The following is a 26,750-nucleotide window of genomic DNA, read 5'->3' as shown; positions in this document are numbered from 1 at the left end:
GGGGGGTGACTATCATTGGAGCTATTGGTCAATTTAATCATTAATGGCTTGGCCACTGGGATGTTAATTTTTCTGCTAGCAGCTGGTTTGACATTAATTTTCGGTTTAATGGATGTATTGAATTTTGCGCATGGTGGGCTCTTTGTTTGGGGGGCCTATGCGGGCATCTTTACCTATATGTTGACAGAAAGTTTTATCGTTGGGATTATAGGCGCGATTGTGACCGGAGCGTTGCTTGGACTGCTGACAGAGAAATTCATTATTACGCCTGTTTACGGCAATCATATTCAGCAAATTTTAATTACCTTAGGGCTGATGCTCGTGTTGCAGGAGCTTATTAAGGTGGTCTTTGGACCAAATGGGGTGGCAGTAAAAACACCAAGTTATTTAGCAGGTAGCTGGGAAATTGGTGATGTGATCATCATTAAATATCGTTTATTTATTATTGTCATAGGGTTTGTGATTTTTGGTATTTTCCAATACATGCTGAAGCGTACGAAGATTGGCTTGATCGTTCGGGCTGGGGTGCAGGATAAGGAAATGGCGCAGGCTCTCGGTATTCATATTAAGCGTGTATTTTTATACGTCTTTATGGTGGGCGCTGCTCTGGCGGCACTTAGTGGGATGTTGATGGCTCCCTATTCAGGTGTGATTTATGCGGAAATGGGCATGGAGTATGCCATTTTAGGCTTTATTGTTGTGGTAATTGGCGGTATGGGTAGTTTTTCCGGCTCCTTGCTTGCAGCGATTTTAGTAGGGCTAGCAGGTAGCTTTATGGCTTATTATGTCCCTGTGCTGTCACTGGCGGTCAATATGATTTTAATGGCCATCGTTTTAATTTTCCGTCCTCAGGGGCTGTTTGCGATGCGAAAGGAGCTGACATCATGAACAACAAAATATCTTTACGCGCTTTCGCTTTTTTCCTGTTACTTGTCATTTTTATTATCCTTCCTTTTGTCAATGATTCAAGGACACTACTTATTTTACTCACACAAATCTTTATTTTTGGGATATTGGCAATGAGCTATGATATTTTACTAGGCTATACAGGCATCGTCTCCTTTGGGCACGCCATGTTCTTCGGCATTGGTGCCTACACAACAGCAGTCATGCTTAAGCAGATGGATCACACACTCTTGATCTTTGTACTGTCCATCGTGATTGGTATGGTACTAGCAGGCTTCATTAGCTTTTTAGTAGGTTTATTAACCTTACGCTTAAAAAGTCATTTTTTTGCGATGCTGACGCTAGCCTTTTCGGGGTTATTTTTAGTCTTAGCTGAAAAGTGGCGCTCTGTTACGTATGGCAATGATGGCTTTACATTCAGAGCACCTGATCTATTTAGAGATCGAATGACCTTCTATTTCTTTGTGCTAGCAAGCTTGGTTGTCATCTTTTTGGCGCTCTACCGCTTTGTTAATTCACCAACAGGCCGTATTTTAATTGCCGTTCGTGAAAATGAACAGCGGACCAAATCATTAGGTTTTAATACGTTGCATTATAAAGTCATTGCCTCAGTTGTGGCAGGCATTGTAGCAAGTTTTGCTGGCTCCTTATATGCAGTGTCATTGCGCTTCGTTAATACGAGTGTGATGGCCATGGATATTACGCTGGATGCATTGTTAATGACGATTATCGGTGGGGTTGGTACTTTAGTGGGGCCGTTATTAGGCTCGGCGGTCATTGAATATGCGCAACATGCACTGTCGGGGCTTGCACGAGATTATCCTATTTTCGAACGTTGGATTATCTTCTTCGGGATTCTCTATATTTTAGCCGTTATCTTCTTCCCAAAAGGTATTATTGGCTCATTAAGATTGCTCTTTTGGAAGTGGCGAGGAAGGCTAAAGCAAAGAAAAACGACAGGTCCCTTGCCTCAGGAAAAGGAGCGATTTGAATGACAGTTGGTATTGTTAGTACAGGTATTTATCTACCTCAACAGAAGATGGCGTCGCAGGAAATTGCGGCTCTTTCCAATATTCCTGAGGCCATTATCCGTCAAAAAATGGGCATTCATGAAAAGCCAATTCCTGATAAGTCTGATCATACCGTGCAAATGGGTATATGGGCAGCACAGGAGGCGATTCAAAAAGCGAATATAGACCCTAAGGATATTGATGTTGTCATCTATATGGGGGAGGAGCATAAGGAATATCCACTTTGGACAGCCTCCATTAAAATGCAGGAGGAGCTTGGTGCTGTGAATGCATGGGCATTTGATGTGCAATTACGCTGCGGCACTACAATCATGGCGTTGAAAGTGGCGAAAAGCCTAATGGCCTCAGATGACACGATACGAACCATTCTGTTAGCAGGTGGTTATCGCAATGTTGATTTTATCGATTACAGCAATCCACGAACGCGCTTTATGTACAATTTAGCGGCTGGTGGAGGGGCCATGTTATTACAAAAAAACTATGAAAAAAATTTGCTACTAGAGGCAGATATTATAACGGATGGTTCTTTCTCAGAGGATGTAGTCGTGCCAGTCGGGGGAACGAAAAATCCATTAACCCCAACCCATTTAACCGAAAATTTATATAAGCTTGACGTTTTGGACCCCATTGGGATGAAGGAGCGGCTAGAACAAAAATCTTTAAGCAATTTTTTGAAGGTCATTCGCAGTTCTTTAGCGAAAAGTGGATACAGTGACGATCAGCTAGATTATTTAGCGATGTTGCACATGAAAAGATCTGCACATGATTATATTTTAACGGAGCTTGGCTTACAGCAGGAGCAGTCTATTTATTTGCAAGACTATGGACATATTGGTCAGATCGATCAAATATTGTCCCTACAGCTAGCACAGGAGCAAAACCAAATTCAAGCAGGCAATATTGTGACGCTTGTTAGTGCTGGCATTGGCTATGTATGGGGAGCTATCACAATACGTTGGGGATAAGGGGGAAATGGCATGGTAAAAACGATTCAACTAGCAAATGGAGAAACAATGGCCTATCGCAAGCGATCAGGTGGAGGTCATCCTTTAGTGTTGGTACATGGCAATATGACATCTTCTAAGCATTGGGATATTCTGATGGATGCTTTAGATGAGAAATACACCATTTACGCGATAGATTTACGTGGTTTTGGTGAATCATCCTATCTTAAGCCAATCACTGCTATTAAAGATTTTAGTGATGATGTCAAACTATTTGTGGATGCACTGCAACTGCACAGCTTTGATATGATTGGCTGGTCAACAGGTGGAGCTGTCTGTATGCAGTTTGTAGCAAATTATCCAGGACACTGTCAACGACTAATTTTACTTGCGTCTGCTTCTACACGTGGTTATCCATTTTACACGGATTTAGGAACAGGCAATCCAGCCTCCTTTAAGCGAGCCTATCATTATGAGGAGGTATTGGTGGATACATCCAAAACAAAGCTTATTCAAGGCTTCTACGATGAAAAAAATGCGGAAGGCTTACAGTCTATATGGAATGTATTAATTTATACGCATCATCGACCAAACGAGGGAAAATATCAAGAATATGTAGAAGATATGCTTACACAGCGCAATTTAGCAGAAGTATATCATGCACTCAATACATTTAATATAAGCGCTGTTGACAATGAGGTGGCAAAAGGCTCTCGGGAGGCCATGCTGCTTCATATCCCAATTTTAGTGCTCCGAGGGGATCGTGATTTGGTGATTACAGAGGAAATGAATGCAGAGATATTACATGATTTAGGCAAAACAGCACAGTTTGTAAGCCTAAAAAATTGTGGGCATTCGCCTTTGGTCGATGATTTAGCACAATTGACAGCTGAAATTGAAGCTTTTTTAGAAATTGGAGGAAGACAGTATGCGTTTGAACAATAAAGTGGCTATCATTACAGGCGCTGCAAATGGTATTGGCTATGCGGCTGCTGAGCGTTTTATCGAGGAGGGGGCATGGGTGTTTATCGCCGATTATGACGATAAAGCAGGCATTCTAGCAGCACAACAACTAGGCGAAAATGCTGTATTTATACAAGTAGATGTTGCAAGTAGAGAGAGCGTTAATCAGCTGGTGACGGCAGTGATCGAACAGGCAGGACGGATTGATATTTTAGTGAATAATGCGGGGATTACAAGAGACGCGATGCTGACAAAAATGACGGAGGATCAATTTCAGCAGGTGCTAGATGTCAATTTGACAGGTGTTTTCCATTGTACACAGGAGGTCATTCCCTATATGGTGGCAGCAGGTGGAGGCAAAATTATAAATACATCCTCAGTTAGTGGAGTATATGGCAATGTTGGTCAAACCAATTATGCAGCGACAAAAGCAGCGATTGTAGGTATGACAAAAACATGGGCGAAGGAATTAGGGCGTAAGGGGATTAACGTTAATGCAGTGGCACCTGGCTTTACAGAAACAGATATGGTCAAAAAAATGCCTGAAAATATTTTGGCTCAAATGCGATCAATCGTCCCCCTACAACGCCTAGGGACACCACGTGATATTGCCAATGCCTATTTATTTTTAGCATCTGATGAGGCCTCCTATGTTCATGGGCATACTCTGCATGTGGATGGCGCAATTATGATGTGATAGGGGGTAGTCAAGATGTTTGTTGAGCAAGAATGGATTTTAAAACGTGCAGCTTTAACACCTCACCACCTCGCCTTGATTAATTTAACATCAAAGGAACAATTGACCTACCAGCAATTATCTGAGGAAATCGGCAAATGGAGTCAATTTTTCGAACGGCAGCAGCTACAAAAGGGAAGTAGAGTCGCTGTTTTTGCGAAAAATCATATCCAATTGTTTGCTGTTTTATTTGCCTGTGGGCTACGTGGGCTCATTTATGTACCTTTAAATTGGCGCTTAAGCAAGGAGGAGCTAACACAAATTTTGGAGGATGCAACTCCTGCTATCCTATTATACGAAGAGGATAGTCATTGTCCCTTAGTTTTAGAAAAAATGTTTTCACTTCATGTTAGCCAGCATGAGAAGGAGATACAACCAAGTAGGCAAGACGTGGATGTGGATGATCCATGGTTAATGATTTATACAGGAGGCACGACGGGTCAGCCAAAGGGAGTAGTGTTATCCTTTCAGTCGGTCAATTGGAATGCCATGAATACTATTATTAGCTGGGGTTTACATGCTCAAGATCGGACATTAAATTATATGCCGATGTTTCATACTGGTGGCTTAAATGCTTTATGCATTCCCTTACTGATGGCGGGAGGAACCGTCATTATTGGCGATAAATTTGATGCAGAAGAGGCACTACAAGCAACGAACCAATATCAAACGACAATTTCTCTTTTTGTGCCAACAATGTATCAAGCAATGATTGCTACGAAGTATTTTCAGGAAAATCAATTTCCTTCCATGAAGGTATTTTTATCTGGAGGTGCCCCGTGCCCTCATCCTATTTACGATGCTTTTTATAATAAGGGATTATTTTTTAAAGAGGGATATGGTTTAACAGAAGCAGGACCCAATAATTTTTATATTGACCGAGAGCGTGCCTATGCAAAAAAGGGGGCTGTCGGGAAAAGCATGCAATTCAATGAAGCTAAAATCATCAATCATACAGGAAAAAGTTGTGCACCTGGAGAAGTAGGAGAGCTATTGGTAAGAGGGAAGCATATGTTTCGCTTTTACTGGAATAACAAGCAAGAAACTGCCAATATCCTGCAAGATGGCTGGTTGAAAACAGGGGATTTAGCGATGATGGATGCGGAAGGCGATTTTTATATTGTTGGGCGTAGAAAAGAAATGATAATTTCAGGTGGTGAAAATATCTATCCTCAGGAAGTAGAACAATGTCTACTACGGCATCCAGATGTGCGGGAGGTGGCCGTGATTGGTGTAGGTGATGACTATTGGGGTGAGATCGTGACAGCTTTTATTGTTTGTCCCCACCAAGTAGCCTCTCTATTAGATGATCTTAATGAGCTATGTCATCAACAATTAGGACGTTATAAGATTCCAAAACAAATGATTTTCTTAGACGAACTACCAAAAACAAGCGTTGGTAAAATCGATAAAAAGGCATTGTATAGGCTTGTCGACTCATCTATCTGTTAAGTATGATGAGAAGGAAGAAACGCTCGTCTTTCTAAATCCGAAATAAGAGAGGGACACATAAATGGCCCACGCATTAGTTATTGGTGGAACAGGGATGTTGGCTGACACATCCTGTAGGTTAGTGAATGATGGCTACCATGTCTCACTAATTGGACGTAGTGCCCATCGAATGGAAGATTTGCGAAGTAGAACAACCAAACCCGCCCTTCTAACGCCGATTTTAGTAGATTATTGTAATATAGCCTTATTAAAAGAGAAGCTAGAAGAAACGCTTAAGCATAATGGGCCCATTGAATTGGTCGTTGCTTGGATTCATTCCTATGCGGACACTACATTAGAGAACATCTCCAATGTAATTTCAATAGAGAATAACGGGGAATGGAAACTGTTTCATGTGTTGGGGAGTAAGGCGAATTTAAGTGAAGTCCAAGAGAAATTGAAGCTCCCTGCTCGTTCGCAATACAGGCAAATCCAGCTAGGTTTTATGATGGAAGAAGGTCATGCGAGATGGCTTACGCATGAGCAAATATCGCAAGGTGTCGTTGCTGCTATTCAACAGGATCAACCTATCCATATTGTCGGGACGCTACAACCTTGGGAAAAGCGACCATTATAAACTAACTAACCTTCGTCTAACTAGATGGACGAAGGTTTTTACTTATCTCCATTATCAGTTTGTTGTAGATGTCTACATAATTGTGAGGGATAGTTAGGTTTGTGTGAAAAACGTCAGGATCAAGCAACTTTCTTCTCCTTACCTTTTACTTAGTATAACAAAATCATTTCCATATAACTTATCCTTATTTACTCACATCTCTTCCCATCAGAGCGACATATCAGTAAAATAGAGTAGGTTAGGGGGATTACATGTGAAAGATCAACGCTTTAAAATAGCGCATCGAGAGGCGCTTATCGGAATTGGACTCGTCCTTGTCAACTTTGCGATTTGGTTTGGCTTTGCCTATGGATTAGGTTCAGGAGATCCAAGAAATTATACGTATGTATTTGGTTTTCCTGCCTGGTTTTTCTATAGCTGTATCGCTGGGACAGGCTTTATGATCCTTCTTATCTGGATTGTGATGAAACTCTTTTTCAAAGAGGTACCATTCGATGATGAGGAGGTGGATCGCTAATGCATTGGCAAGTTGTATTTCCATTGCTATTATTTTTAATTATTATTTTTGGAATCGGTATTTGGGCCAATAAGCATGTCCGCTCCTCTAATTCATTCCTGCAGGAGTATTTCCTAGGTGGTCGTGAAATGGGTGGTTTTATCCTTGCAATGACGATGATTGCTACATATGGCAGTGCGAGTAGTTTTATCGGAGGACCGGGTGTAGCCTATACAAAAGGACTTGGGTGGGTATTACTGGCAATGGCTCAGCTACCAGCAGGTTATTTTGTACTCATGATTTTAGGGAAAAAATTCGCCATTATTGCTCGTCGTTACCAGGCCATTACGTTAATCGACTTTTTACGTGAACGCTACAAAAGCCATGTCATTGTTATTTTATCAGCCATTAGCATCATTGTTTTCTTATTTTCGGCTATGATGGCTCAATGGGTTGGGGGTGCACGCTTAATTGAGTCATTAACTGGCTTAAGCTACACAGCAGCACTGTTTATTTTTGCGATTTCCGTGTTAGTATATGTGATTATCGGAGGCTTTCGTGCGGTTGCACTTACAGATACGGTCCAAGGTTCAATTATGGTGATTGGTACAATTATTTTATTAATCGGCACGATTGTGGCAGGTGGAGGCATCGACAATATAATGGCCTCACTGGTCGCTGAAAATCCTGACTTTGTGTCACCATTTGGCGCACAAGGAGATTTAACGCCTCTGTATGTCTCAACATTTTGGATTCTCATTGGTGTAGGGGTTGTAGGACTTCCGCAAATTGCGGTTCGTGCGATGAGCTATAAGGATTCCAAAAGTATGCATCAAGCGATTCTTATTGGCACGATTGCCATAGGGACAATCATGTTTGGCATGCATTTAATTGGGGTGTTAGCCCGACCTGTCTTACCGGGCATTGAGATTGGTGATAAAGTCATGCCGCTCCTGACATTGAAGGTATTACCGCCATTTTTAGCAGGAATCGTTTTAGCTGCACCAATGGCTGCGACAATGTCTACGGTTAATGCTTTACTAATGCTTGTCAGCTCTACAGTTGTCAAAGATATCTATTTAAATTATATGAAGCCGAAAGCTAGTGATGCAGAGATAAAGCGTGCAAGCTTTATTGTAACAACAGTCATTGGCCTAGCCGTTGTCATCTTTGCACTCAATCCACCTGATTTATTAGTGTGGTTGAACTTATTTGCCTTCGGTGGACTAGAGGCTGTCTTTATTTGGACAGTCGTTTTAGGATTGTATTGGAAAAAAGCGAATAAATACGGAGCGATTGCGTCAATGATTTCAGGCATGTTGTTGTATATTATGATTGATCGGTTTTATCCTTCTGTCTTTGGTATGCATACAGTCACGATACCAATTGTCGCATCCTTCTTTATTTTTGTGATTGTCAGTTTGTCCACTAGTCATAAATTTAAAAACGAAAAGCTTATGATTTAACGCCAAAACGCCACAGATTTCAAATTCTGTGGCGTTTATTTTAATGCATCATAAAATCATAGGCATTTTTCGCAAGTAATGTCATTGTAACGACAATAAATAGTGTGCGGACAAAGCCACTTCCTTTCTTGATTGCCATCCGTGAGCCAAGCATAGCCCCACCAATTTGCGCAATGCCCATGACTAGACCATAAACATAATGAATTTGACCTAAGTAAGCAAACATACAAACACCAGCCACATTACTCGCCAAATTTAAAAACTTCGCATTACCAGCCGCCTTTAAAAAATCGAAGCCTACCAATAAGAAGCTAAAGATTAAAAACGACCCTGTGCCAGGACCAAGAAATCCATCATAAAAACCAATAGCAAATAATAGCAGCATAAATAAAAACAAATGTTTTTTAGATAGATTTTTTACGGTAGAGACAGCACCCCAATCTTTTTTAAAGATCGTATATACCCCAACAGCCGCCAGCATAACAAGCATTAATGGCTTTAGTAATGCTGGATTAATCAGATGCACAGTCCAAGCACCACATAATGATCCGATAAATGCTAGTGGAAAATATTTGAGGACAGAGCGAATGTCCAGCTGGCCAGAACGATAGAAAGAAATAGAGGAAGTGAGCGAGCCCATAGCTCCTGCTAGTTTGTTCGTGGCAACCGCAGCAGCTGGATTGAGCCCAACAAATAGTAAGGCTGGTAGTGAAATTAAACCGCCCCCTCCCACTACTGAGTCAACAAAAGCCGCCAGAAATCCAAAAGAAATTAATAATATTAGAATATGTACATCGATTTCAAACAACATATGACACCTCTTTAAATTTAGTTACTACTGAAATAGTAACTAATTTTATTTGCGCTGTAAACCCCATTTTTTCATTGGCAAAACTTCACATTGGTAGCCTATAATAAAGATAACGGAGGGATTACATGGAGGAATTAATCACCCAGCTGAAAGAAATGGGTTTTACAGAATATGAAGCGAAGGCCTATACGGCACTTGTTCAGCAAAGTCATGTCAGTGCTTATCAGGTTAGTAAAAATTCTGGCATACCACGTGCAAGAGTGTATGATATTTTAAATATCCTTGTAGAAAAGGGCATCGTGTTAAAAGAAGAGACCGCAGAACAAACGACCTATTCGGCAATGCCTGTGTCTGTGTTCTTACAGCAAATGCAACAGCGCTGGGAGTCGAATTTTACGTCTATAAGCGGGAAATTAGAGAAATTAGAGGAAAAAGTACAGGAAGCTGAGCCTAAAGTGGTCATGCTGAAGGGCAAGGAATCCATTATCAACTATTGTCAGTCACTTCTAAAGAAGGCGAAGAAAAAAGTGATGCTGTCGATGTGGGAAGATATGTATGATGCCTTACGTGAAGATTTGCAAGAGGTGGCGCTGCATGTTCCTGTTCATGGCATTACGTTGTATGTAGGAGAGCATCTCGCCTCAATTGACCAGCATAGAGCCACACATTATACAAAAAAAGCGTCTACACCGCATTGGTTTATCTTATCGATAGATGGTCAGGAAATGATTTATGGTCATTCTCCATCTACCCAAGAGACGGCCTTTATCACCAATGATCCGGTTCATATTTATTTGTTAGAGGATTATATATGGCATGATGTGCTCATCAATCGGTTAGTAAAACGTGATGACCAGGAGTTAGAAGACTGGATTGCTAAGGAACGTAAAGCTTTTTTCTTAGAATAGTCGTATAAGGAAGGGGAGGAACTTGAAAAAATTCGTGTTGCTAGGTTTAATAAGCCTACTAATGCTAGGAGCCTGTAATGCTACACCACCTACCGAACCACCAACGATTCATGAGCTAACGGTTGTCCCAGATAAGGTCCAAAAAAATATCGTTTCTAATGACAGAATACAACTATTACATGAAAAGGATGCTCCATATTACCTTGTTTATTATTCAAAAGGGAATGTATTGGCAAGTATTACAGCTGAGGGAAATAGGCTTATTATCCAGTTAGAAGAAGGCAGCGAGCAAAGGAAAGAGGCTCAACCCTATGTTTTTAAAGTCACCGTCAAGAATCCTGAGCTGGATACCATTGATTTGCGAATAAACGGTCAGAGTACGCCAATTGATCGTATGACCATTATGTGATAAAAGAAACCGAAATCCCTTTAGATGAGATTTCGGTTTCTTTACGTGATATCTAATAAAAGACTTTGTCTACGTTATATTTAGAGCGGAAAGTATTAATCGCATATGTTTCGTAAATTTCACGTTCCATTGGATCTTCTACTTCATAGACTTCAATTTTGAACACTTCATCACGATGGTTTTTCATCGGAGATACATTATCCTCGAAATGTTTTTTAATACGTTGACGAATTTTACGTGCTTTCCCAACAAACAATAGCTCATTCTTGTCATTATAGAATAAGAAAATGCCGCCTTTATCACGTGTGATTTTATGGAAGTCAATAAAACCGAAGTAAGGTGTGATTGGCACATCACCTGGTTTTAAATCTTGTTCACGTTGACGGATTACTAGATCTGGTTTTGGAAATTCAATTTTAATCAAACTATTCACGTTCCTCTCTCTTACTAAAAGTATATGGTAACATAATTACGGCATGTTTACCATAAATTTTAAATGTAGAAACCCCACAGATAGCAAGCTTAGTGTACATCAAATGACCAAGAAACATGCGCGTGAATCACAAAATATTCTATGAATTATTGATATTCTAACTAGTTCGTGTTACAATTCAAGATAATTAAATAATCTTATCAAGAGAAGCTGAGGGATTTGGCCCGATGACGCTTCAGCAACCTCTAACAATTGTTAGAAAGGTGCTAATTCCAGCAAAGGATTTTTTCCTTTGAGAGATAAGAGTGGACGTGAAAAAAATCCTTCTCATTCTATCTCGTATGGAATGAGGAGGATTTTTTAATTTCGTTGCATCCTACGCAAGCAAGATTTGCTAAAAGAGAGTGATTATAGAGAGGGGAAAGCAAGATGCCAATTAATATTCCGAAAAATTTACCAGCTGGAGAACATTTACGTGAGGAAAAAATCTTCGTCATGGAAGAAGATCGTGCGAAAACACAGCAAATCCGTCCATTAAATATATTAATATTAAATTTAATGCCTGAAAAAGAAAAAACAGAGCTCCAATTATTACGTTTATTGGGGAATACACCATTACAAGTGAATATTACCTTTTTGAATACAGCCACACACGAGTCTAAAAATGTGAGTAAATCCCATTTGCAGCTTTTCTACACAACGTTCAATCAGATTCGACACCGACGCTATGATGGTATGATTATAACTGGTGCGCCAGTAGAAAAAATGGCTTTTGAAGAGGTCAACTATTGGCAGGAAATTTCAGAAATTATGGATTGGTCTAAAAAGAATGTGACATCCGTGCTACATATATGTTGGGGGGCACAGGCTGCATTGTATCATCATTATGGCATTGGGAAGGTTGAGCTTTCTGCTAAATGCTCAGGCGTCTATTCCCATGTGATTACAGATTTAACTGTAGATTTGGTACGTGGCTTTAGTGATTTATTTACTGCGCCCCATTCACGCTATACATCTGTTTCGATTGACGAGGTTCGCAATCATCCAGATCTACGATTATTATCCTATTCAGAGGATGCTGGGGTATTTATTGTACAATCAAAAGATAATAAAAATATTATGATTACGGGGCATCTAGAGTATGATGCGACAACGCTAGCCGATGAATACAGTCGCGATGTGGCGAAGGGCATAGATATCGCCGTTCCTGTAAACTACTTCCCGAATGACGATCCGACACAAGTGCCGATGAATACATGGCGTGCCCATACGCATCTATTATTCTCTAACTGGTTGAACTACTATGTTTACCAAGAAACACCATATGAATGGGATTTTGTAGATGAAATCGAATATCATATTTAATTAATAAAAAGTCTAATTTCTTTTCTAGCTTAGAAGAAATTAGACTTTTTGATTGTCATTTTCTGTTTCCTGCTGAGGTGTTTCGTTATTTTGAGCCTTGGATTTACGATTGCGAATAACTACTACAATCAGCAAAAGTATGGGTAATAAAATGGTGAAAATAAAGGAAAAAATTGGCCAAATTTCATTATTATAATTAGTAGAATGCACAATATCTGGATGAACAATTTGAGAAAGTCCAATGACAATTATACCCATCGGTATAATAAGCGGACGATGATCCTTAATCTTCAAAATTTGTGCAAGGCCAACAACGGTCGTATAGAAATACATAAATGTACGAATATATATAGACGTAATCCACATAAATGCCATAATGATTTCAATGCGCTGTAAAAAATTCCCTATAGATATTCTTTGCGCTAAGGCATAGCTAGGAAATGTCCTTGATGCAGTGTTTTCAGGACCTAATACAAGAATCGATAGGACAATCAACGTAACTAAGACGATTCCGCCAAGGATTGCCCCAATATATAGCCCTTTCTGTGCAGACGGCTGTACATTGACGCCAGTAGGATAGAGCATCAATAATACAATTAATGGAAAGGAAAAGATACTCATAAAGCGTGCAATACTATAAAACATAGATGCTTTGGTCGCTTCTAGTAGAGGCTGAATATTCTCAAATGTAATTTGAGGGGTAATACTAATGACGAAAAAAATAAAAATAAAGATAAACAATGGGAAGAGGATTTCTGCCGAACGGGCAAAGGTCTCAATCCCTAAATAAGCGGCATACATAATAAGGATACTGAACAGTAGGGCAAATGCTAATGTCGGTGTCTCTGGCATAACTTCCGTTTTCATGAAAATACCGATAAAATAAAGTAATTCTCCAGCCGAAAGAAAGGTCATAATCAGGAAACAAATCGCTGTGATTTTCCCGAAAAAACGCCCAAGAATTTTTTCATTGGCCTCGATAAAGTTTAGGGACGGTGTTTGATTGGCCAGTGTTAAAAATAATTTTAGAACCAGTAAACTGAGCAGAACACCAATGCTTGCCGCTATCCAAGCATCTTGCTTAGCGGCACCAGTAATACTCGAAGGGATAATTAAAATCGCTGTACCGATAGAATAGAGAAAGGTAACGATTGTAAACTGTCTTGAACTAATTATCTCTTTTTCCATCAAGCTACCCTCCGTTTCTCAGTCCATCTTTCTATTTTGTGAATGACACAATGTAATCCCTAATTGGTGTGAAGATAAAGGTAATCAAATCTAATGGGCTAGGAATATGGATTTTAAGGGCAATCCCCATATTTAAAGCCGTTCCAATAAGTAGCAAAAAGGAGAATACAATAATGGCTTTTCTATCCTGTTGCTTTTTTAGCTTTGGAATAAAAACAAGAGCAACAATGATTGCAATAATCAAGATAGCTACGGCTAGTACCATCTCATTACTCCTCCTTTGGCTTGTTTAATAATGAATTTTGCATCGTACCTGAACCTTGGGTTGTTACCTTTACATGAACAGCCACTGCTAAATCTGGAAAAATGGAAGTCCAGTCATCCTTGATTTTTTTCCACTGCTTTGGATCTGCCCGATGTAGGGCATCCCCAAATCCAAAAACATCGACTTCATATTGCTGTTGAATTTTCTCTACAGTTTTTTCAATGCGTTCATCAATACCCTGGGCTGTTTTTTTATTAACGTAATCAATCGATTTATTTTTGGTAAGATCGATAACACATTCGACCTCTCCAACATTCTGCTCTACATTAATATGGACATCGATTTTCGGTTTCCCGTTTTTAAATGACCCTTTCACCTTTGTAGTGGATTGGGTGATTTCAGTAGACAAAGTCCCTTTATTAGGACAGGCGATGATTTCTATCGTACTTTGAATTTTGTCATTAAGAAAACTAATACTTTTGCTTTCGCTCTCAGTCAGTAGCCCTATATATTTATCCCCTTTAAAGACTGCTAAACCTGTATAACGTAATAGCACAGGTGTTTTAACACGTTGCACATTTGTTTGATCTACCCCTAATTTCTTATCCCCATGAACTTCAATAGCAGAAATTAACGCCCCTTTATGCTTATTGCTTAATGTATTGACTAATTCATCAATATTAACAGCTATCGTGGAGCCCCAAGCCTTCTCAGAGACATCAAGAGAATTTAACATTTTATTAGCAGGAACTTTTTCGATGGGTGTTAGTACATTTAATACTTCCTTTGCTGTTGCATCGTGAGACATAATGACGTCGAAATCCTTACGAAATTCATGGTCCCTTACAATTAAATCAAGTGCATCACTAATGCCTTCTTTCGCGAGATCTTCCCCTAATACAACCACTTGAAGGTGGGCAAAATAAGGTTTTCGAGCTGCAATAGTCGTCATTTTCCGAATGGCTTCAAAGATGGTCTCGCCTCTCGAATGATAGCTAACGACAGGAGAGCGTTGAGTGGAAGCTTGGCGCACTGAGACTTCACTAGGATCAACAATTTGAACTGTAATTTCATATTCCTCATCTATTTTGTCAATGCCAAATGCTACGACTATGGCCAATTCATTTAATTCACGCTTACTCCAGCAGCCACTTAACAGTATTGTGAGGATACATAGTAAGCAAATCCAGTTTATTTTTGCCATATTCCATTCCTCATTTATCCAGTTGTTATTTCCTGCTTTTTACATTGATATATTTATGTCCTCTAACAATATTTTTTTGATTGACCAAACGAGGTCGTGTAAGTAACTTTCTACGCGGGAACAGCAGAAACGCATCCTTCTGATCCTGTAATACCAACGGTGCGAATGGGCTTAAATAAGGTACACCAAATGAACGAATGCTACATAGATGAAGAATAATTAGCATAATGCCAAACATTACACCGAATAAACCAAACATAGCAGCTAAAATCATTAATGGGAAACGTAGTACACGAATCGTATTCGATAAGCCATAGGCAGGGAATAGAAAGCTACAAATCGCTGTTAAGGCTACAATAATTACCATTACAGCGGAAACGACGCCTGCATCAACTGCTGCCTGACCAATAACTAAAGTACCTACGATGGATACCGCAGGACCGATTGTTCGAGGCATACGAAGTCCAGCTTCCCTTAAGACCTCAAAGGCAACCTCCATAATAAGCGCTTCTACTACTGCAGGAAAGGGTACGCCTTCCCTTTGTGAAGCAATGCTAATTAACATGGGTGTCGGTAGCATTTCCTGATGAAAGGTAGTAATCGCCACATACAAGGATGGTGCTACTAATGCTAGACTGATACCAAAGAAACGCAAGATACGTACAAGTGAGCTAATCATCCAATGCTGATAATAATCTTCTGCTGATTGTAAAAAGGATGTAAATAGCGCTGGAACGACTAAGACAAAAGGTGTGCCATCAACTAGAATCGCCACTTTGCCATCTAATAATTCACCTGCGATGACATCAGGTCGTTCAGAGTTGTAGACGGTAGGAAACATAGAGTTTTTTGAGTCTTGAATAAAATCCTCAATATAGCCACTTTCCAGAATGCCATCAATATTAATACGATCTAATCGAGCCAATACCTCTGCGACGATTTTGTCACTGGCGATGCCATTTATATACATCACTGCTACATCTGTTTGTGTCACATCTCCGATAACGCGTGATTTTATCCAGAGATTCGGACTTTTTATTTTGCGACGAATGAGCGCTGTATTCGTACGCAAGGTTTCCGTAAAGGATTCCCTCGGTCCGCGAATTACGGATTCCGTCGATGGCTCTGTGACAGCTCGATCCTTGGCACTTCTAGTACTTGTCACAATCCCTTCGGCAAAGCCATCTAATAAAATAACCGTTTCACCATTGAGAATGGCATTGTAAAGTGTTGTGAAATGCTCAATATTCGTCACATCGCCTACCGTTAAATAGGAATTCCGAACATATTGATTAATGGTTGTTATTTCAATATCTTGTTCTTCTTCAATATTTGCCATCAGTTTATCGATAACAGAATCAGAAATAGTCGTTTTATCCGATAAGCCATCAATGGAAATAATGGCGAGGCTATGGGGATCAGTTTCTCCAATCGCAATTTCACGTATGATAATATCATTACTATGCCCTAGTGATTGTTGAATGATTTTTATATTTTTAGATAGGGAAGTATACAATAAATCGTTCGTTGTATGGGATGGGGAGGTCTCGTTATTGTTAGACATGGACATGTGTTTTCCTCCTCAAATGGTCGTTCATTACCTTTAGAATGGACAATTTTTTTGAGAGATAAACGAAAGTGATATGAAAAATCTAGCTATTTGTGGCAATATCACATTCCTTGCAACTTTCGTGTGTCTTGTTTTGTAATAAATAAAAAAACAGTCTGTCCTTTCATGTATGGAAAGGACAGACTGCTTTATGTACGATAGTCGTATTGTAATTCATCATTACTTGTATCAACATCAACATGTAAATTGTGATCGTTAAAGAACCAAAGATCTTTCTCATCAATGTAATAGATAACACCATCAATTTCTGTTTGCACACCTATGGCAATAGGTTCCTCACGTGTCATTCCTAGTGAAAAGCCTTCGTGAAACGGACTTGAGCCACCATAACGTGCATAAAAACGAATTGTATCACCAGGTTCAACTTCCATTTCATGTTTGAACCATTGTAGGGCTTCATCTGTCAATGCAATATTCATTTCAAATGCTCCTCTCTTCCTACAGCCATTTTACCTTTGGTTCGGTGCCGTTTTTAATACGAGCAATATTGGCACGGTGACGATAAATAATAAAGGTAAATAAAAAGGCTACCAAGATGCCTAATGCAAAGTCACCTGTAATAAAATAATAAACGATTGCATAGATAAGCGCTACTAAAGCGGCTATCATTGATGTTAAGCTGACGATTTTTGTGATTTTTAATGTCACAATAAAGGTAATAAATAGTAGGACAAAGAGTGGCCAAGAATAGCCTAATAATACACCAGCTGACGTTGCCACAGCTTTCCCACCACGGAAGTTGGCAAAGATCGGGAACATATGACCGATAACAGCGACAAGACCCAGTAATAAAGAGTGGAGTGTAGTATCAGAGAAAACAGGAAGTGTCACGAGTAAGACAGCGGCAGTTCCTTTTAAGACATCCATCACCGTAACAATAATACCAGCCTTTTTCCCTAATGTTCTAAAAGTATTGGTCGCACCAAGATTACCGCTCCCGTGTTCACGAATATCGGTATTATAAAAAATTTTGCCTATCCATAATCCAGAAGGTATAGAGCCGATTAGATAAGCACATAAAATAATAAGTCCATTGATCATAGTTGGACTCCTTTCATTCATAGTCCATCACTTGGTACTAATAGTTTGTAACAAGTATTTTACACTTTTTCTTGCTAATCTACAATGTTATGAAGGAGATTTCATCCGAAGTCTTGAATCAATACAAAAGAGAATCTATTAGTGAGGACTAGGCTTTTAGACATAAATTTGTAGGAAGCACTAAAACCTTTATAAAAATATAGGCAAAATGGCAATTTTGTCAATCGCTCATTCCTTTGGTAGAATAGAAGTCTAACTTTATCCTGTTTAATCGCAAGGCACGAGTTAGTGTGCTTTTATTTGCAAGCATCACAACTTTATTTTGCAACTAAGTAGGCTTCAATGCGTCAAATGATGATGGAAGCTAGAAGCAGTCTGTCTTGCTCAAATACCAATTTTAAGCAACTGTTGAAGATGTTTACTATTAATAAAAAAGATCAAAACTGTGAGCAAATTTTAAAATTTTATTGGACCTGTCGCTAGCTATTGACAGGAAATGCTATTATTATTAGGATGAGAACATAAATAGAACATGTGTTTGTTTTTTGGAGGGGAATTTTTTTGACGAATAAACAGTCACCTAGCGTCTATAATGATGACGCTATACAAGTATTAGAAGGATTAGAAGCGGTACGCAAACGACCTGGCATGTATATCGGTTCTACGGATGGCCGTGGACTTCATCACCTTGTGTATGAAATCGTAGATAATGCGGTGGATGAAGCACTGGCTGGCTTTGGATCTCATATTATTGTCACAATTCATAAAGATCAAAGTATGAGTGTGCGCGACTTTGGCCGTGGGATGCCAACCGGTATGCATAAAATGGGCAAACCGACACCAGAAATTATTTTTACAGTGCTACACGCTGGTGGTAAATTTGGTCAAGGTGGCTATAAAACAAGTGGAGGTTTACATGGTGTTGGTTCTTCCGTTGTGAATGCGCTCTCAACATTTTTAGAGGTGACAATCCATCGCGATGGTAAAAAGTATCGTCAACGCTTTGAACATGGTGGACAGCCTGTCACAACACTTGAAAATATTGGGCAGACCAAGCAGACAGGAACGCTTGTTCATTTCCTACCAGATGAAACGATCTTCTCTGTCACAAAATTCAATTATGATACGTTAGCAGAACGATTACGTGAATCAGCCTTTTTATTAAAGGGCTTAAAAATTGAATTAATTGATGAGCGCGAGGAAGGCAAGAGCGATGTGTTCTTTTATGAGAATGGCATCGAGGCTTTCGTTGCGTATTTGAATGAGGAAAAAGATGTCCTTCATCCAGTAAAATATGTAGAAGGCGTACAGGATGAAATCGAAGTAGAGTTCGCTTTCCAGTATAACGATGGTTATTCAGAAACGATTTTATCATTCGTTAATAATGTCCGTACACGTGATGGTGGTACACATGAAACGGGTGCAAAGGCAGCATTGACACGTGTCTTTAATGAATATGCAAGAAAAATTGGCCTGTTAAAGGACAAGGATAAAAACCTTGAGGGGACAGATATTCGTGAGGGCTTAGCAGCGATCGTGTCTGTTCGTATCCCAGAGCATTTACTGCAATTTGAAGGACAAACAAAGGGCAAGCTTGGGACAAGTGAGGCTCGTTCTGCAGTAGATAGTGTAGTGTCTGAGCAAATTTTGTATGTGCTAGAGGAAAATGCAGAGTTATCAGCTTCTCTTGTTCGTAAAGCGATTCGAGCGCAGCAAGTGCGTGAAGCAGCTCGTAAAGCGCGTGAGGATGCACGAAATGGCAAGAAAAACAAAAAGGGTAGTACGATTTTATCTGGAAAATTAACACCAGCTCAGTCACGTAATGCGGCAAAAAATGAGCTGTATTTAGTCGAGGGTGATTCTGCGGGTGGCTCTGCTAAACAAGGTCGTGACCGTACATTCCAAGCGATTCTGCCATTGCGCGGGAAGGTAATCAATACAGAGAAAGCCAAGCTACAGGATATTATGAAAAACGAAGAAATTTCAACGATTATCCATGCCATTGGGGCAGGTGTTGGTACGGATTTTGCGGTGGAGGATTCTGCCTACAATAAAGTAGTCATCATGACCGATGCGGATACGGATGGGGCACATATTCAAGTCTTGCTATTAACATTCTTCTATCGTTATATGCGTCCGCTCATTGAGTCTGGAAAGGTCTATATCGCACTACCGCCGCTTTATAAAGTCTCAAGAGGTACAGGGAAAAAAGAAGTCATTGAATATGCTTGGACAGAAAGTGACTTACAAAAGGCCATCAAGAAGGTTGGAAAGGGTTACATATTACAGCGCTATAAAGGTCTTGGTGAGATGAATGCAGACCAACTATGGGACACAACAATGAACCCTGAAACACGGACATTGATTCGTGTCACAATCGAGGATGGTGCACGAGCGGAGAGACGTGTCACGACGTTAATGGGTGATAAGGTGGAACCACGTCGTAAATGGATCGAAGCCAATGTAGACTTCGGTATGGAGGATGATTCTAACATTTTAGAGAATGAATTCATCCAACAAGAGGAGGACCAAGCATGAGTAGTACAGAAAAGTTTCAAGATTTACCGTTAGAAGAAGTAATGGGTGACCGTTTTGGTCGCTATAGTAAATATATTATTCAAGACCGCGCGTTGCCTGATGCACGTGACGGTCTTAAACCAGTACAGCGCCGTATTTTATATGCGATGTTTACGGAAGGCAACACACATGATAAGCCGTTCCGTAAATCCGCAAAAACAGTGGGTAATGTAATTGGTAATTATCATCCGCACGGCGATAGCTCTGTGTATGAAGCGATGGTACGGATGAGTCAGGACTGGAAGGCACGTCATATGCTCATTGAGATGCACGGGAACAATGGCTCGGTAGATGGCGATCCTCCAGCTGCAATGCGTTATACAGAGGCGAGACTATCAGCTATTGCCGCTGAAATGCTTCGAGATATTGGCAAGAAAACGGTCGAATTTGTGCCAAACTTTGATGATCAGGATATGGAGCCAACTGTATTACCAGCACGTTTTCCTAACCTTTTAGTCAATGGCTCTACAGGAATTTCCGCTGGTTATGCGACAGATATTCCGCCACATGCCTTAGATGAAGTACTGGATGCTGTGTTGATGCGCTTAGACAAGCCTAATGTTACTGTAGATGAATTGATGACGGTGATTAAAGGACCTGATTTCCCAACGGGTGGAATCATTCAAGGTGTTGATGGCATTAAAAAGGCGTATGAAACAGGTCGTGGTAAAATCATCGTCCGTGCACAAGCAGTTGTTGAACCAACCAAGGGTGGTAAAGAGCAAATTGTTATCACTGAGTTACCATATGATGTAAATAAAGCGAATCTTGTGAAAAAAATTGATGAGCAACGTGTAGATAAACGACTAGAAGGCATTGCGGAAATTCGTGATGAATCAGACCGTACAGGCTTACGTGTCGTAATTGAGCTGAAAAAGGATGTACCAGGACAAGGAATTTTACAGTACTTGTTTAAAACAACTGATTTACAGGTAGCTTATAATTTTAATATGATTGCCATTCATAATCGTCGTCCAACGATGATGACATTGCCATTATTGCTAGATGCGTATATTGCCCATCAAAAAGAAGTGGTAACAAACCGTTCCATTTATGATTTACAAAAGGCAAAGGATCGTTCTCATATTGTAGATGGATTAATTAAAGCTCTTTCCATTTTAGATGAAGTCATTGCGACGATCCGTTCTTCAAATGATAAGAAGGATGCGAAGCTTAATTTACAAGCAAAGTTTGATTTTACAGAGGTACAGGCAGAGGCCATTGTAAGCCTGCAATTATATCGTTTAACGAATACGGATATTACAGAGCTTCGTCAGGAACAGGACGAGTTAAATAAGCTAATTGCGAAGCTAGAGGGGATTCTACAAAGTGAAGCAAAGCTAGTGCGTGTTATTAAACAAGAGTTACTAGATATTAAGAAACGCTTTACAGAGCCTCGTCGCTCGAAGATTGAGCAAGAAATTGAAGAAATCAAAATTACATTGGATGTCCTTGTGCCAAGTGAAGAGGTTGTCGTAACAGTAACGAAGGATGGTTATATTAAACGTACATCCACACGTTCTCATGCCGCTTCAAACGGGCAAGATTTTGCCATGAAGGATTCAGATTATTTATTGTATGAAGCAAATTTAAATACTCAGCACCATCTACTGCTTTTCACAAATCGAGGCAATTATATTTATCAGCCTGTTCATGAGCTGCCTGATATACGCTGGAAGGATCTCGGCCAGCATATTTCAAGTATTGTGCCAACAGGGGAAGATGAATCCATTATTGCGGTTTATGGCTTCGAAACATTTGAACAGCCAAATACGTATGTCTTCACAGCCACAAAAGATGGCCAAATTAAGCGCTCACCACTCGCAGACTATGCGGTAACACGTTATTCAAAGCCAATTAAAACGATGAACGTCAAGGCTGGTGATGCGATGATCTATGCATCATTTGTAACAGATGACGTGGAGCTGATGCTCACAACGGATACAGCCTATGCGATTCGTTTCCCTATGGAGGAGTTACCAGTTACAGGTGTGAAAACAGGCGGTGTGAAAGGGATCACACTAAAAGATGGAGAAGCCTTAGTTGGAGTCAATGTGTTACAGCCTGATGTTACCCACTATGTAGTAATTGTGACACAGCGTGGGGCCGTAAAGAAAATGAATGTCGCTGAAGTTGAAGTAGCGAGTCGTGCAAAACGTGGACTAAAAGTATTAACAGAGTTAAAAGCAAACCCTCACCGAATTGTGGCAGTTGTTCAAGCAACAGACGAGGAGCAGGTTGTGATTGAAACTGAAAAAGGTGTTCAAGAGATGATTGACGTACAAGCATTGTCTCGTGCGGATCGCCATTCCAATGGTTCATTTAAAGTGGATATTGCAACAGATGGAGCAATTTCTCATGTTGTAACAGCCAAAAAAGAACAGAAACCAAGCTAAAAGCATGCCCAGCCTCTTAGGAGCGCAGGGCTTTAAGCTCTATTCAAAAATAGCACCTTGTCATTTAAGTGAAACTATGGGTATAATAATCATCGAAAAGTTCATAGCGAAAGAATGTAGGGGGGCTAGTAATTGCTAGCTGAGATTGTGTCCGGTAGACGCTGACCCTTTGAACCTGATTTGGCTCGTACCAGCGTAGGGAACATCTATTCAAAAAGCAAAGTTTTGAAGATTGATTGCAATACGTCTGGGAGGAATCCTAGGCGTTTTTTTATGTTTTCAAGCAACAGCTTGCCAACATTGTATACGCTTTCTTCTGGTAACAACATTCATTCATGAACACTTTCATATTACAAACTGGGAGGCTTTCGCATGAAAAAATGGTTTTTTATTTTATTGGCAGCACTATTGACATTAGTAGGCTGTAGTGACAAGGATGACAAGCAGGCTGCAGACAAGCTGAAAAAGGTGTCTGTGGTACTGGATTGGACGCCGAATACAAATCATACAGGACTATATGTTGCCAAAAAACTCGGTTATTTTGAGGAACAGGGTTTAGATGTTGATATTATTATGCCTGGTGAGGCGGGCGCAGATCAGCTTGTTGCTTCTGGAAAGGCGGATTTTGGCGTGAGCTATCAGGAAGGCATAACACAGGCACGAGTCCAGGATGTGCCGCTGGTCTCCATCGCAGCAATTATACAGCATAATACATCTGGCTTTGCTTCTATTGCTTCAAAGGGCATTACATCGCCAAAGGATTTTGAAGGTAAAACCTATGGTGGTTGGGGCGCGCCATTAGAGCAAGCCGTTTTACAATCACTCATGCAAAAAGAAAAGGCAGATATTAATAAGCTAGATATCGTCAATGCAGGGGATTTAGATTTCTTCACAATGATGGAAAAAGATATAGATTTTGCTTGGATTTATTATGCATGGACTGGGATTGAGGCTGAGCTGCGTGGGGAAAAGATTAATATGCTATATCTTACAGATTATAGTGATCAATTGGATTATTATACGCCAGTTTTAGCTACAAATGAAAAAATGATACAGGACAACCCGGATGTAGTCAAAGCCTTTGTGGCAGCTGCATCGAAGGGCTATGAATACGCAATTGAAAACCCAAGTGAAGCGGCTGATATTTTAATCGAAGCAGCTCCTGATTTAGATAAAGCGTTAGTGCATAAAAGTCAGGAATGGCTGGCTGATAAATATCAGGATGATGCCAAGCAATGGGGAGAGCAAAAGCTTTCTGTGTGGGAAAATTACGCGAAATGGATGTCAAGCAATCAAGTACTAGAGGGCGAATTTGATGCGAAAAAAGCCTTTACTAATGATTTCTTACCTAAAAAGGAGGCCAAATAAGATGGCAAATTCATTAATCAGTGTACAAATCATTCCGAAGACAGAGAAATATGAAGATGTTATACCATATGTCGATGCAGCAATTGCGGTGATCGATGCTTCTGGGGTGAAATATGAGGTACATCCATTGGAAACAACGATGGAGGGTGAGCTTTCAACATTGCTCCAAATCATTGAAAAAATGAATGAGAAGATGATTGAACTTGGTGCCATTAATGTCATTACACAAGTGAAAATTTTATATCAGCCAACGGGTATTACGATGGATACATTAACGGAGAAATATCAGTAATGAAACGTGCATTACAGAAGGGAAGGACGATAATTTTTATCGCCTTCCTCTTGTTCATATGGGAACTAATCGTGCGGTTTGCTGAAGTTCCTCATTGGTTAGTACCCACACCAAGTAGTATTTTGTCAGAAGCCATCCAGTCGTATCAAACCTTTCTACCACATGCATTCGCTACAGTACAATTAGCTCTACTAGGTTTGGCCATTGGCATCGCTTGTGGGCTAACGGTGGCAATAGTGTTGCATCGATTTACATTTATTCGAGAACTGTTTTATCCAATTCTTATCATGTCGCAGAATGTTCCTATTCTTGTCTTGGCACCGCTCCTTATTATTTGGTTTGGCTTTGGCTTATTACCGAAGCTTATCATTATTTGTCTTGTGTGCTTTTTCCCGATAGTCATTGCAGCGATGGATGGATTTAGACAAACAGTTCCAGAATTAAAGCATTATTTTGCCATGATTGGTGCTACAAGGGCACAAACCTTTTGGAAGCTGGAATGGCCTTATGCCTATCCTGCTATTTTTTCAGGCATTAAAATTGCGGCTACATATAGTGTGATGGGGGCTGTGATTGCGGAATGGCTTGGTGCAAAAAAGGGTATTGGTGTTTACATGACCCTAGCCCAATCCTCCTTCCGTACGGATCGCGTATTTGTGGCAATTTTTGCGATTGTTCTCTTGAGCTTACTATTGTTTAGTGGTATTCGTTTAATTGAAAAATTCATGGTGAAGGGAAGAGGCTATCATGCTCAGCATTCAAAACATCGCTAAATCCTTCGACGCGCTCAAAGTCCTTGATCAACTTTCTTTTGACGTCAAGGATGGAGAGTTTGTGGCCATCGTTGGTCCTTCAGGCAGTGGTAAAAGTACACTTTTTCAATTAATTGGTGGTGTTTCGCCAATTGATCAAGGAGCCATTTTATTAAATGGAGAGGATATCCAACAAAAAAAAGGAACGATTGGCTATATGCCACAGCAGCCATGTCTATTACCCTGGCGTACAATAGTAGAAAATGTCACGCTTGTAGAGGAATTACAACATAAACCAAATGTTGAACGTGCCAAGGAATGGTTAGAAAAGGTTGGTCTTGCCTCTTTTATCCATGCCTACCCGAACGAACTGTCTGGAGGCATGCAGCAGCGTGTGTCCTTTATTCGAGCAATGGTCAGTGATAAGCCGATTTTATGCTTAGACGAACCATTTTCTGCGTTGGATGAATTTACTCGACTGGAAATGCAAGCATGGCTTTTATCTATCTGGGAGGAGTACCGCAAATCCATTCTATTTGTTACACATAGTATTGAGGAAGCTCTCTTTTTAGCAGATCGCATACTTGTTTTAACCAAACGTCCAGCTACCGTTAAAAAGGAAATCATCGTGCCGTTTGAAAGACCTCGGAAAGAGGAAATTCGACATTCTGCAGCATTCACAGCGTTAAAGCAACAATTATTTATGTATTTACAGGAGGAAAAGGGTGATATGTATGTTGATTGATGCGCATATTCATTTGGATCAGTACACCGATGAGGAAATTCCTTCCTTATTAGAAGAAGTGAAAGCTGTAATCGCGGTTAGTATGCAACTTTCCTCTTGTGAAAGAACGTTGCGTTTATCGAATAGCTATCAGCAAGTAAAGGCTGCTTTTGGCTTTCATCCTGAACAGCCTTTACTAAGTCCAAATGATGAGACAGCTTTATTTGATTGGATTCATTCGCATCAGGATGATATGGTTGCTATTGGTGAGGTGGGTCTACCTTATTATTTAAAACAAGAGCAAGCGATTGATGAACGTCCCTATGTGGCGCTATTAGAGCGTTTTGTTGTATTGGCGAAGGAGCTGGACAAGCCAATTGTGTTACACGCAGTATATGAGGACGCCCATATTGTGTGTGATTTGCTGGAAAAGCATCACCTTCACGAAGCCCATTTTCATTGGTTTAAAGGGGATGAAGCTATTGTGAAGCGCATGATAGAGCGAGGTTATTTTATTTCCATTACGCCAGATTGCTTGTACGAAGAGGAAATTCAACAGCTAATTCATGCTTATCCCATTGAACTAATGATGGTAGAAACGGATGGACCTTGGCCGTTTGAGGGACCGTTTACGAAGAAGCGTACATCTCCCTGGATGATGCACTCAACGATTGAGGTGATTGCCTCCATCAAAGGGCTATCAACACAGGAAGTGGCCAAAATTATTACACGAAACACGAAAACATTTTATCGGCTTTAATAAGAAAAAGCAGTATA

General features: G+C 40.2%; 27 protein-coding genes and 2 riboswitches. Of the genes, 19 read left to right on the top strand and 8 right to left on the bottom strand.

Annotation, left to right across the window (positions count from 1 at the left end):
* Positions 1–15 precede the first annotated feature (15 nt).
* The 9 genes from AC1RFD_RS07000 (at position 16) to panF (ending at position 8,610) form a co-directional block, all read left to right on the top strand.
* Positions 16–888, top strand: a complete 873-nt coding sequence (locus AC1RFD_RS07000; RefSeq protein ID WP_492474684.1) for a branched-chain amino acid ABC transporter permease — start codon at positions 16–18, stop codon at positions 886–888.
* The gene (locus AC1RFD_RS06995; protein ID WP_492474683.1) at positions 885–1,901 is read left to right on the top strand and encodes a branched-chain amino acid ABC transporter permease; all 1,017 of its coding nucleotides are present in this window, start codon (positions 885–887) and stop codon (positions 1,899–1,901) included. The genes AC1RFD_RS07000 and AC1RFD_RS06995 overlap by 4 nt, the downstream gene beginning before the upstream one ends.
* Positions 1,898–2,902 carry a 3-oxoacyl-ACP synthase gene (locus AC1RFD_RS06990; RefSeq protein WP_288582300.1) on the top strand — a complete coding sequence of 335 codons (1,005 nt, stop codon included), beginning with the start codon at positions 1,898–1,900 and terminating at the stop codon, positions 2,900–2,902. Before AC1RFD_RS06995 ends, AC1RFD_RS06990 begins: the two co-directional genes overlap by 4 nt.
* A gap of 12 nt (positions 2,903–2,914) precedes the next feature.
* Entirely contained in the window at positions 2,915–3,826 is a 912-nt protein-coding gene (phaZ, locus tag AC1RFD_RS06985; RefSeq protein WP_288582301.1) for an intracellular short-chain-length polyhydroxyalkanoate depolymerase, read from the top strand.
* Positions 3,810–4,541 carry a 3-oxoacyl-ACP reductase FabG gene (fabG, locus tag AC1RFD_RS06980; RefSeq protein WP_048393085.1) on the top strand — a complete coding sequence of 244 codons (732 nt, stop codon included), beginning with the start codon at positions 3,810–3,812 and terminating at the stop codon, positions 4,539–4,541. The genes phaZ and fabG overlap by 17 nt, the downstream gene beginning before the upstream one ends.
* Positions 4,542–4,556: 15 nt before the next feature.
* Positions 4,557–6,032: a class I adenylate-forming enzyme family protein gene (locus tag AC1RFD_RS06975; RefSeq protein ID WP_485599481.1), complete on the top strand. Its 1,476-nt coding sequence runs from the start codon at positions 4,557–4,559 to the stop codon at positions 6,030–6,032.
* Between the two features lie 61 nt (positions 6,033–6,093).
* Complete coding sequence (locus AC1RFD_RS06970; RefSeq protein ID WP_492474681.1) at positions 6,094–6,648, top strand: short-chain dehydrogenase; 555 nt, start codon at positions 6,094–6,096, stop codon at positions 6,646–6,648.
* A 253-nt stretch (positions 6,649–6,901) separates the two neighbouring features.
* Complete coding sequence (locus AC1RFD_RS06965) at positions 6,902–7,165, top strand: YhdT family protein (protein WP_004227902.1); 264 nt, start codon at positions 6,902–6,904, stop codon at positions 7,163–7,165.
* Positions 7,165–8,610, top strand: coding sequence for a sodium/pantothenate symporter (panF, locus tag AC1RFD_RS06960; protein WP_048393080.1), 1,446 nt, complete (start codon positions 7,165–7,167; stop codon positions 8,608–8,610). Before AC1RFD_RS06965 ends, panF begins: the two co-directional genes overlap by 1 nt.
* Before the next feature lie 40 nt (positions 8,611–8,650).
* Here panF and AC1RFD_RS06955 read toward each other — a convergent pair whose 3' ends face one another.
* Complete coding sequence (locus AC1RFD_RS06955) at positions 8,651–9,421, bottom strand: TSUP family transporter (RefSeq protein ID WP_048393079.1); 771 nt, start codon at positions 9,419–9,421, stop codon at positions 8,651–8,653.
* A 125-nt stretch (positions 9,422–9,546) separates the two neighbouring features.
* Here AC1RFD_RS06955 and AC1RFD_RS06950 point away from each other — a divergent pair, with 125 nt between their 5' ends.
* Both AC1RFD_RS06950 and AC1RFD_RS06945 read left to right on the top strand, forming a co-directional pair.
* Entirely contained in the window at positions 9,547–10,329 is a 783-nt protein-coding gene (locus tag AC1RFD_RS06950; protein WP_054550238.1) for a TrmB family transcriptional regulator, read from the top strand.
* A 22-nt stretch (positions 10,330–10,351) separates the two neighbouring features.
* Positions 10,352–10,738: a hypothetical protein gene (locus AC1RFD_RS06945; RefSeq protein WP_313869691.1), complete on the top strand. Its 387-nt coding sequence runs from the start codon at positions 10,352–10,354 to the stop codon at positions 10,736–10,738.
* A 52-nt stretch (positions 10,739–10,790) separates the two neighbouring features.
* On the opposite strand, the gene AC1RFD_RS06940 is transcribed toward AC1RFD_RS06945, so the two are convergent.
* On the bottom strand, positions 10,791–11,162 hold the full coding sequence (locus AC1RFD_RS06940) for a nucleotide excision repair endonuclease (protein ID WP_004227912.1): 372 nt from the start codon (positions 11,160–11,162) through the stop codon (positions 10,791–10,793).
* 203 nt (positions 11,163–11,365) lie between these two features.
* Positions 11,366–11,477: riboswitch (SAM riboswitch) on the top strand.
* Positions 11,478–11,600: 123 nt separating this feature from the next.
* On the opposite strand from AC1RFD_RS06940, the gene metA reads away from it, so the two are divergent.
* Positions 11,601–12,536 (top strand): homoserine O-acetyltransferase MetA, encoded by a 936-nt coding sequence (metA, locus tag AC1RFD_RS06935; protein WP_004227915.1) that lies wholly within the window; start codon positions 11,601–11,603, stop codon positions 12,534–12,536.
* A gap of 39 nt (positions 12,537–12,575) precedes the next feature.
* Here metA and AC1RFD_RS06930 read toward each other — a convergent pair whose 3' ends face one another.
* From AC1RFD_RS06930 to plsY, 6 genes are all read right to left on the bottom strand, one after another.
* Positions 12,576–13,724 carry a GerAB/ArcD/ProY family transporter gene (locus tag AC1RFD_RS06930; RefSeq protein ID WP_066036678.1) on the bottom strand — a complete coding sequence of 383 codons (1,149 nt, stop codon included), beginning with the start codon at positions 13,722–13,724 and terminating at the stop codon, positions 12,576–12,578.
* Between the two features lie 31 nt (positions 13,725–13,755).
* Entirely contained in the window at positions 13,756–13,989 is a 234-nt protein-coding gene (locus AC1RFD_RS06925) for a hypothetical protein (RefSeq protein ID WP_259419480.1), read from the bottom strand.
* Between the two features lie 4 nt (positions 13,990–13,993).
* On the bottom strand, positions 13,994–15,193 hold the full coding sequence (locus AC1RFD_RS06920; RefSeq protein ID WP_492474679.1) for a Ger(x)C family spore germination protein: 1,200 nt from the start codon (positions 15,191–15,193) through the stop codon (positions 13,994–13,996).
* Between the two features lie 25 nt (positions 15,194–15,218).
* Entirely contained in the window at positions 15,219–16,763 is a 1,545-nt protein-coding gene (locus AC1RFD_RS06915; protein WP_054550233.1) for a spore germination protein, read from the bottom strand.
* Positions 16,764–16,951: 188 nt separating this feature from the next.
* Entirely contained in the window at positions 16,952–17,242 is a 291-nt protein-coding gene (locus AC1RFD_RS06910) for a HesB/YadR/YfhF family protein (RefSeq protein ID WP_048393071.1), read from the bottom strand.
* Positions 17,243–17,261: 19 nt separating this feature from the next.
* Complete coding sequence (gene plsY, locus AC1RFD_RS06905; RefSeq protein WP_048393068.1) at positions 17,262–17,864, bottom strand: glycerol-3-phosphate 1-O-acyltransferase PlsY; 603 nt, start codon at positions 17,862–17,864, stop codon at positions 17,262–17,264.
* A 561-nt stretch (positions 17,865–18,425) separates the two neighbouring features.
* On the opposite strand from plsY, the gene parE reads away from it, so the two are divergent.
* The 7 genes from parE to AC1RFD_RS06870 all read left to right on the top strand — a co-directional run bounded on the left by parE (position 18,426) and on the right by AC1RFD_RS06870 (position 26,733).
* Positions 18,426–20,402 carry a DNA topoisomerase IV subunit B gene (parE, locus tag AC1RFD_RS06900; protein WP_048393067.1) on the top strand — a complete coding sequence of 659 codons (1,977 nt, stop codon included), beginning with the start codon at positions 18,426–18,428 and terminating at the stop codon, positions 20,400–20,402.
* Positions 20,399–22,837, top strand: a complete 2,439-nt coding sequence (gene parC, locus AC1RFD_RS06895) for a DNA topoisomerase IV subunit A (RefSeq protein WP_492474677.1) — start codon at positions 20,399–20,401, stop codon at positions 22,835–22,837. Before parE ends, parC begins: the two co-directional genes overlap by 4 nt.
* A gap of 108 nt (positions 22,838–22,945) precedes the next feature.
* Positions 22,946–23,056: riboswitch (TPP riboswitch) on the top strand.
* Positions 23,057–23,209: 153 nt separating this feature from the next.
* Positions 23,210–24,205, top strand: a complete 996-nt coding sequence (locus AC1RFD_RS06890) for an ABC transporter substrate-binding protein (protein ID WP_103118202.1) — start codon at positions 23,210–23,212, stop codon at positions 24,203–24,205.
* Between the two features lies 1 nt (position 24,206).
* Complete coding sequence (locus tag AC1RFD_RS06885; RefSeq protein ID WP_004227928.1) at positions 24,207–24,497, top strand: thiamine-binding protein; 291 nt, start codon at positions 24,207–24,209, stop codon at positions 24,495–24,497.
* On the top strand, positions 24,497–25,270 hold the full coding sequence (locus AC1RFD_RS06880) for an ABC transporter permease (protein WP_492474676.1): 774 nt from the start codon (positions 24,497–24,499) through the stop codon (positions 25,268–25,270). The genes AC1RFD_RS06885 and AC1RFD_RS06880 overlap by 1 nt, the downstream gene beginning before the upstream one ends.
* The gene (locus AC1RFD_RS06875; RefSeq protein ID WP_103118201.1) at positions 25,245–25,994 is read left to right on the top strand and encodes an ABC transporter ATP-binding protein; all 750 of its coding nucleotides are present in this window, start codon (positions 25,245–25,247) and stop codon (positions 25,992–25,994) included. The genes AC1RFD_RS06880 and AC1RFD_RS06875 overlap by 26 nt, the downstream gene beginning before the upstream one ends.
* Positions 25,984–26,733 (top strand): TatD family hydrolase, encoded by a 750-nt coding sequence (locus tag AC1RFD_RS06870; protein WP_492474876.1) that lies wholly within the window; start codon positions 25,984–25,986, stop codon positions 26,731–26,733. Before AC1RFD_RS06875 ends, AC1RFD_RS06870 begins: the two co-directional genes overlap by 11 nt.
* Positions 26,734–26,750: the final 17 nt, after the last annotated feature.

Source organism: Lysinibacillus sp. GW823-FHT02G10 (genome assembly GCF_058797135.1).
This window is presented reverse-complemented; position numbering and strand designations above follow the sequence as displayed.

Coding starts and splice junctions, on each gene's coding strand:
- AC1RFD_RS06995 (WP_492474683.1), top strand. CDS start 885: ATGAACAACAAAATATCTTTACGCGCTTTCGCTTTTTTCCTGTTACTT.
- AC1RFD_RS06990 (WP_288582300.1), top strand. CDS start 1,898: ATGACAGTTGGTATTGTTAGTACAGGTATTTATCTACCTCAACAGAAG.
- phaZ (WP_288582301.1), top strand. CDS start 2,915: ATGGTAAAAACGATTCAACTAGCAAATGGAGAAACAATGGCCTATCGC.
- fabG (WP_048393085.1), top strand. CDS start 3,810: ATGCGTTTGAACAATAAAGTGGCTATCATTACAGGCGCTGCAAATGGT.
- AC1RFD_RS06975 (WP_485599481.1), top strand. CDS start 4,557: ATGTTTGTTGAGCAAGAATGGATTTTAAAACGTGCAGCTTTAACACCT.
- AC1RFD_RS06970 (WP_492474681.1), top strand. CDS start 6,094: ATGGCCCACGCATTAGTTATTGGTGGAACAGGGATGTTGGCTGACACA.
- panF (WP_048393080.1), top strand. CDS start 7,165: ATGCATTGGCAAGTTGTATTTCCATTGCTATTATTTTTAATTATTATT.
- AC1RFD_RS06955 (WP_048393079.1), bottom strand. CDS start 9,421: ATGTTGTTTGAAATCGATGTACATATTCTAATATTATTAATTTCTTTT.
- AC1RFD_RS06950 (WP_054550238.1), top strand. CDS start 9,547: ATGGAGGAATTAATCACCCAGCTGAAAGAAATGGGTTTTACAGAATAT.
- metA (WP_004227915.1), top strand. CDS start 11,601: ATGCCAATTAATATTCCGAAAAATTTACCAGCTGGAGAACATTTACGT.
- AC1RFD_RS06930 (WP_066036678.1), bottom strand. CDS start 13,724: ATGGAAAAAGAGATAATTAGTTCAAGACAGTTTACAATCGTTACCTTT.
- AC1RFD_RS06925 (WP_259419480.1), bottom strand. CDS start 13,989: ATGGTACTAGCCGTAGCTATCTTGATTATTGCAATCATTGTTGCTCTT.
- AC1RFD_RS06920 (WP_492474679.1), bottom strand. CDS start 15,193: ATGGCAAAAATAAACTGGATTTGCTTACTATGTATCCTCACAATACTG.
- AC1RFD_RS06915 (WP_054550233.1), bottom strand. CDS start 16,763: ATGTCCATGTCTAACAATAACGAGACCTCCCCATCCCATACAACGAAC.
- AC1RFD_RS06910 (WP_048393071.1), bottom strand. CDS start 17,242: ATGAATATTGCATTGACAGATGAAGCCCTACAATGGTTCAAACATGAA.
- plsY (WP_048393068.1), bottom strand. CDS start 17,864: ATGATCAATGGACTTATTATTTTATGTGCTTATCTAATCGGCTCTATA.
- parC (WP_492474677.1), top strand. CDS start 20,399: ATGAGTAGTACAGAAAAGTTTCAAGATTTACCGTTAGAAGAAGTAATG.
- AC1RFD_RS06890 (WP_103118202.1), top strand. CDS start 23,210: ATGAAAAAATGGTTTTTTATTTTATTGGCAGCACTATTGACATTAGTA.
- AC1RFD_RS06885 (WP_004227928.1), top strand. CDS start 24,207: ATGGCAAATTCATTAATCAGTGTACAAATCATTCCGAAGACAGAGAAA.
- AC1RFD_RS06880 (WP_492474676.1), top strand. CDS start 24,497: ATGAAACGTGCATTACAGAAGGGAAGGACGATAATTTTTATCGCCTTC.
- AC1RFD_RS06875 (WP_103118201.1), top strand. CDS start 25,245: ATGCTCAGCATTCAAAACATCGCTAAATCCTTCGACGCGCTCAAAGTC.
- AC1RFD_RS06870 (WP_492474876.1), top strand. CDS start 25,984: ATGTTGATTGATGCGCATATTCATTTGGATCAGTACACCGATGAGGAA.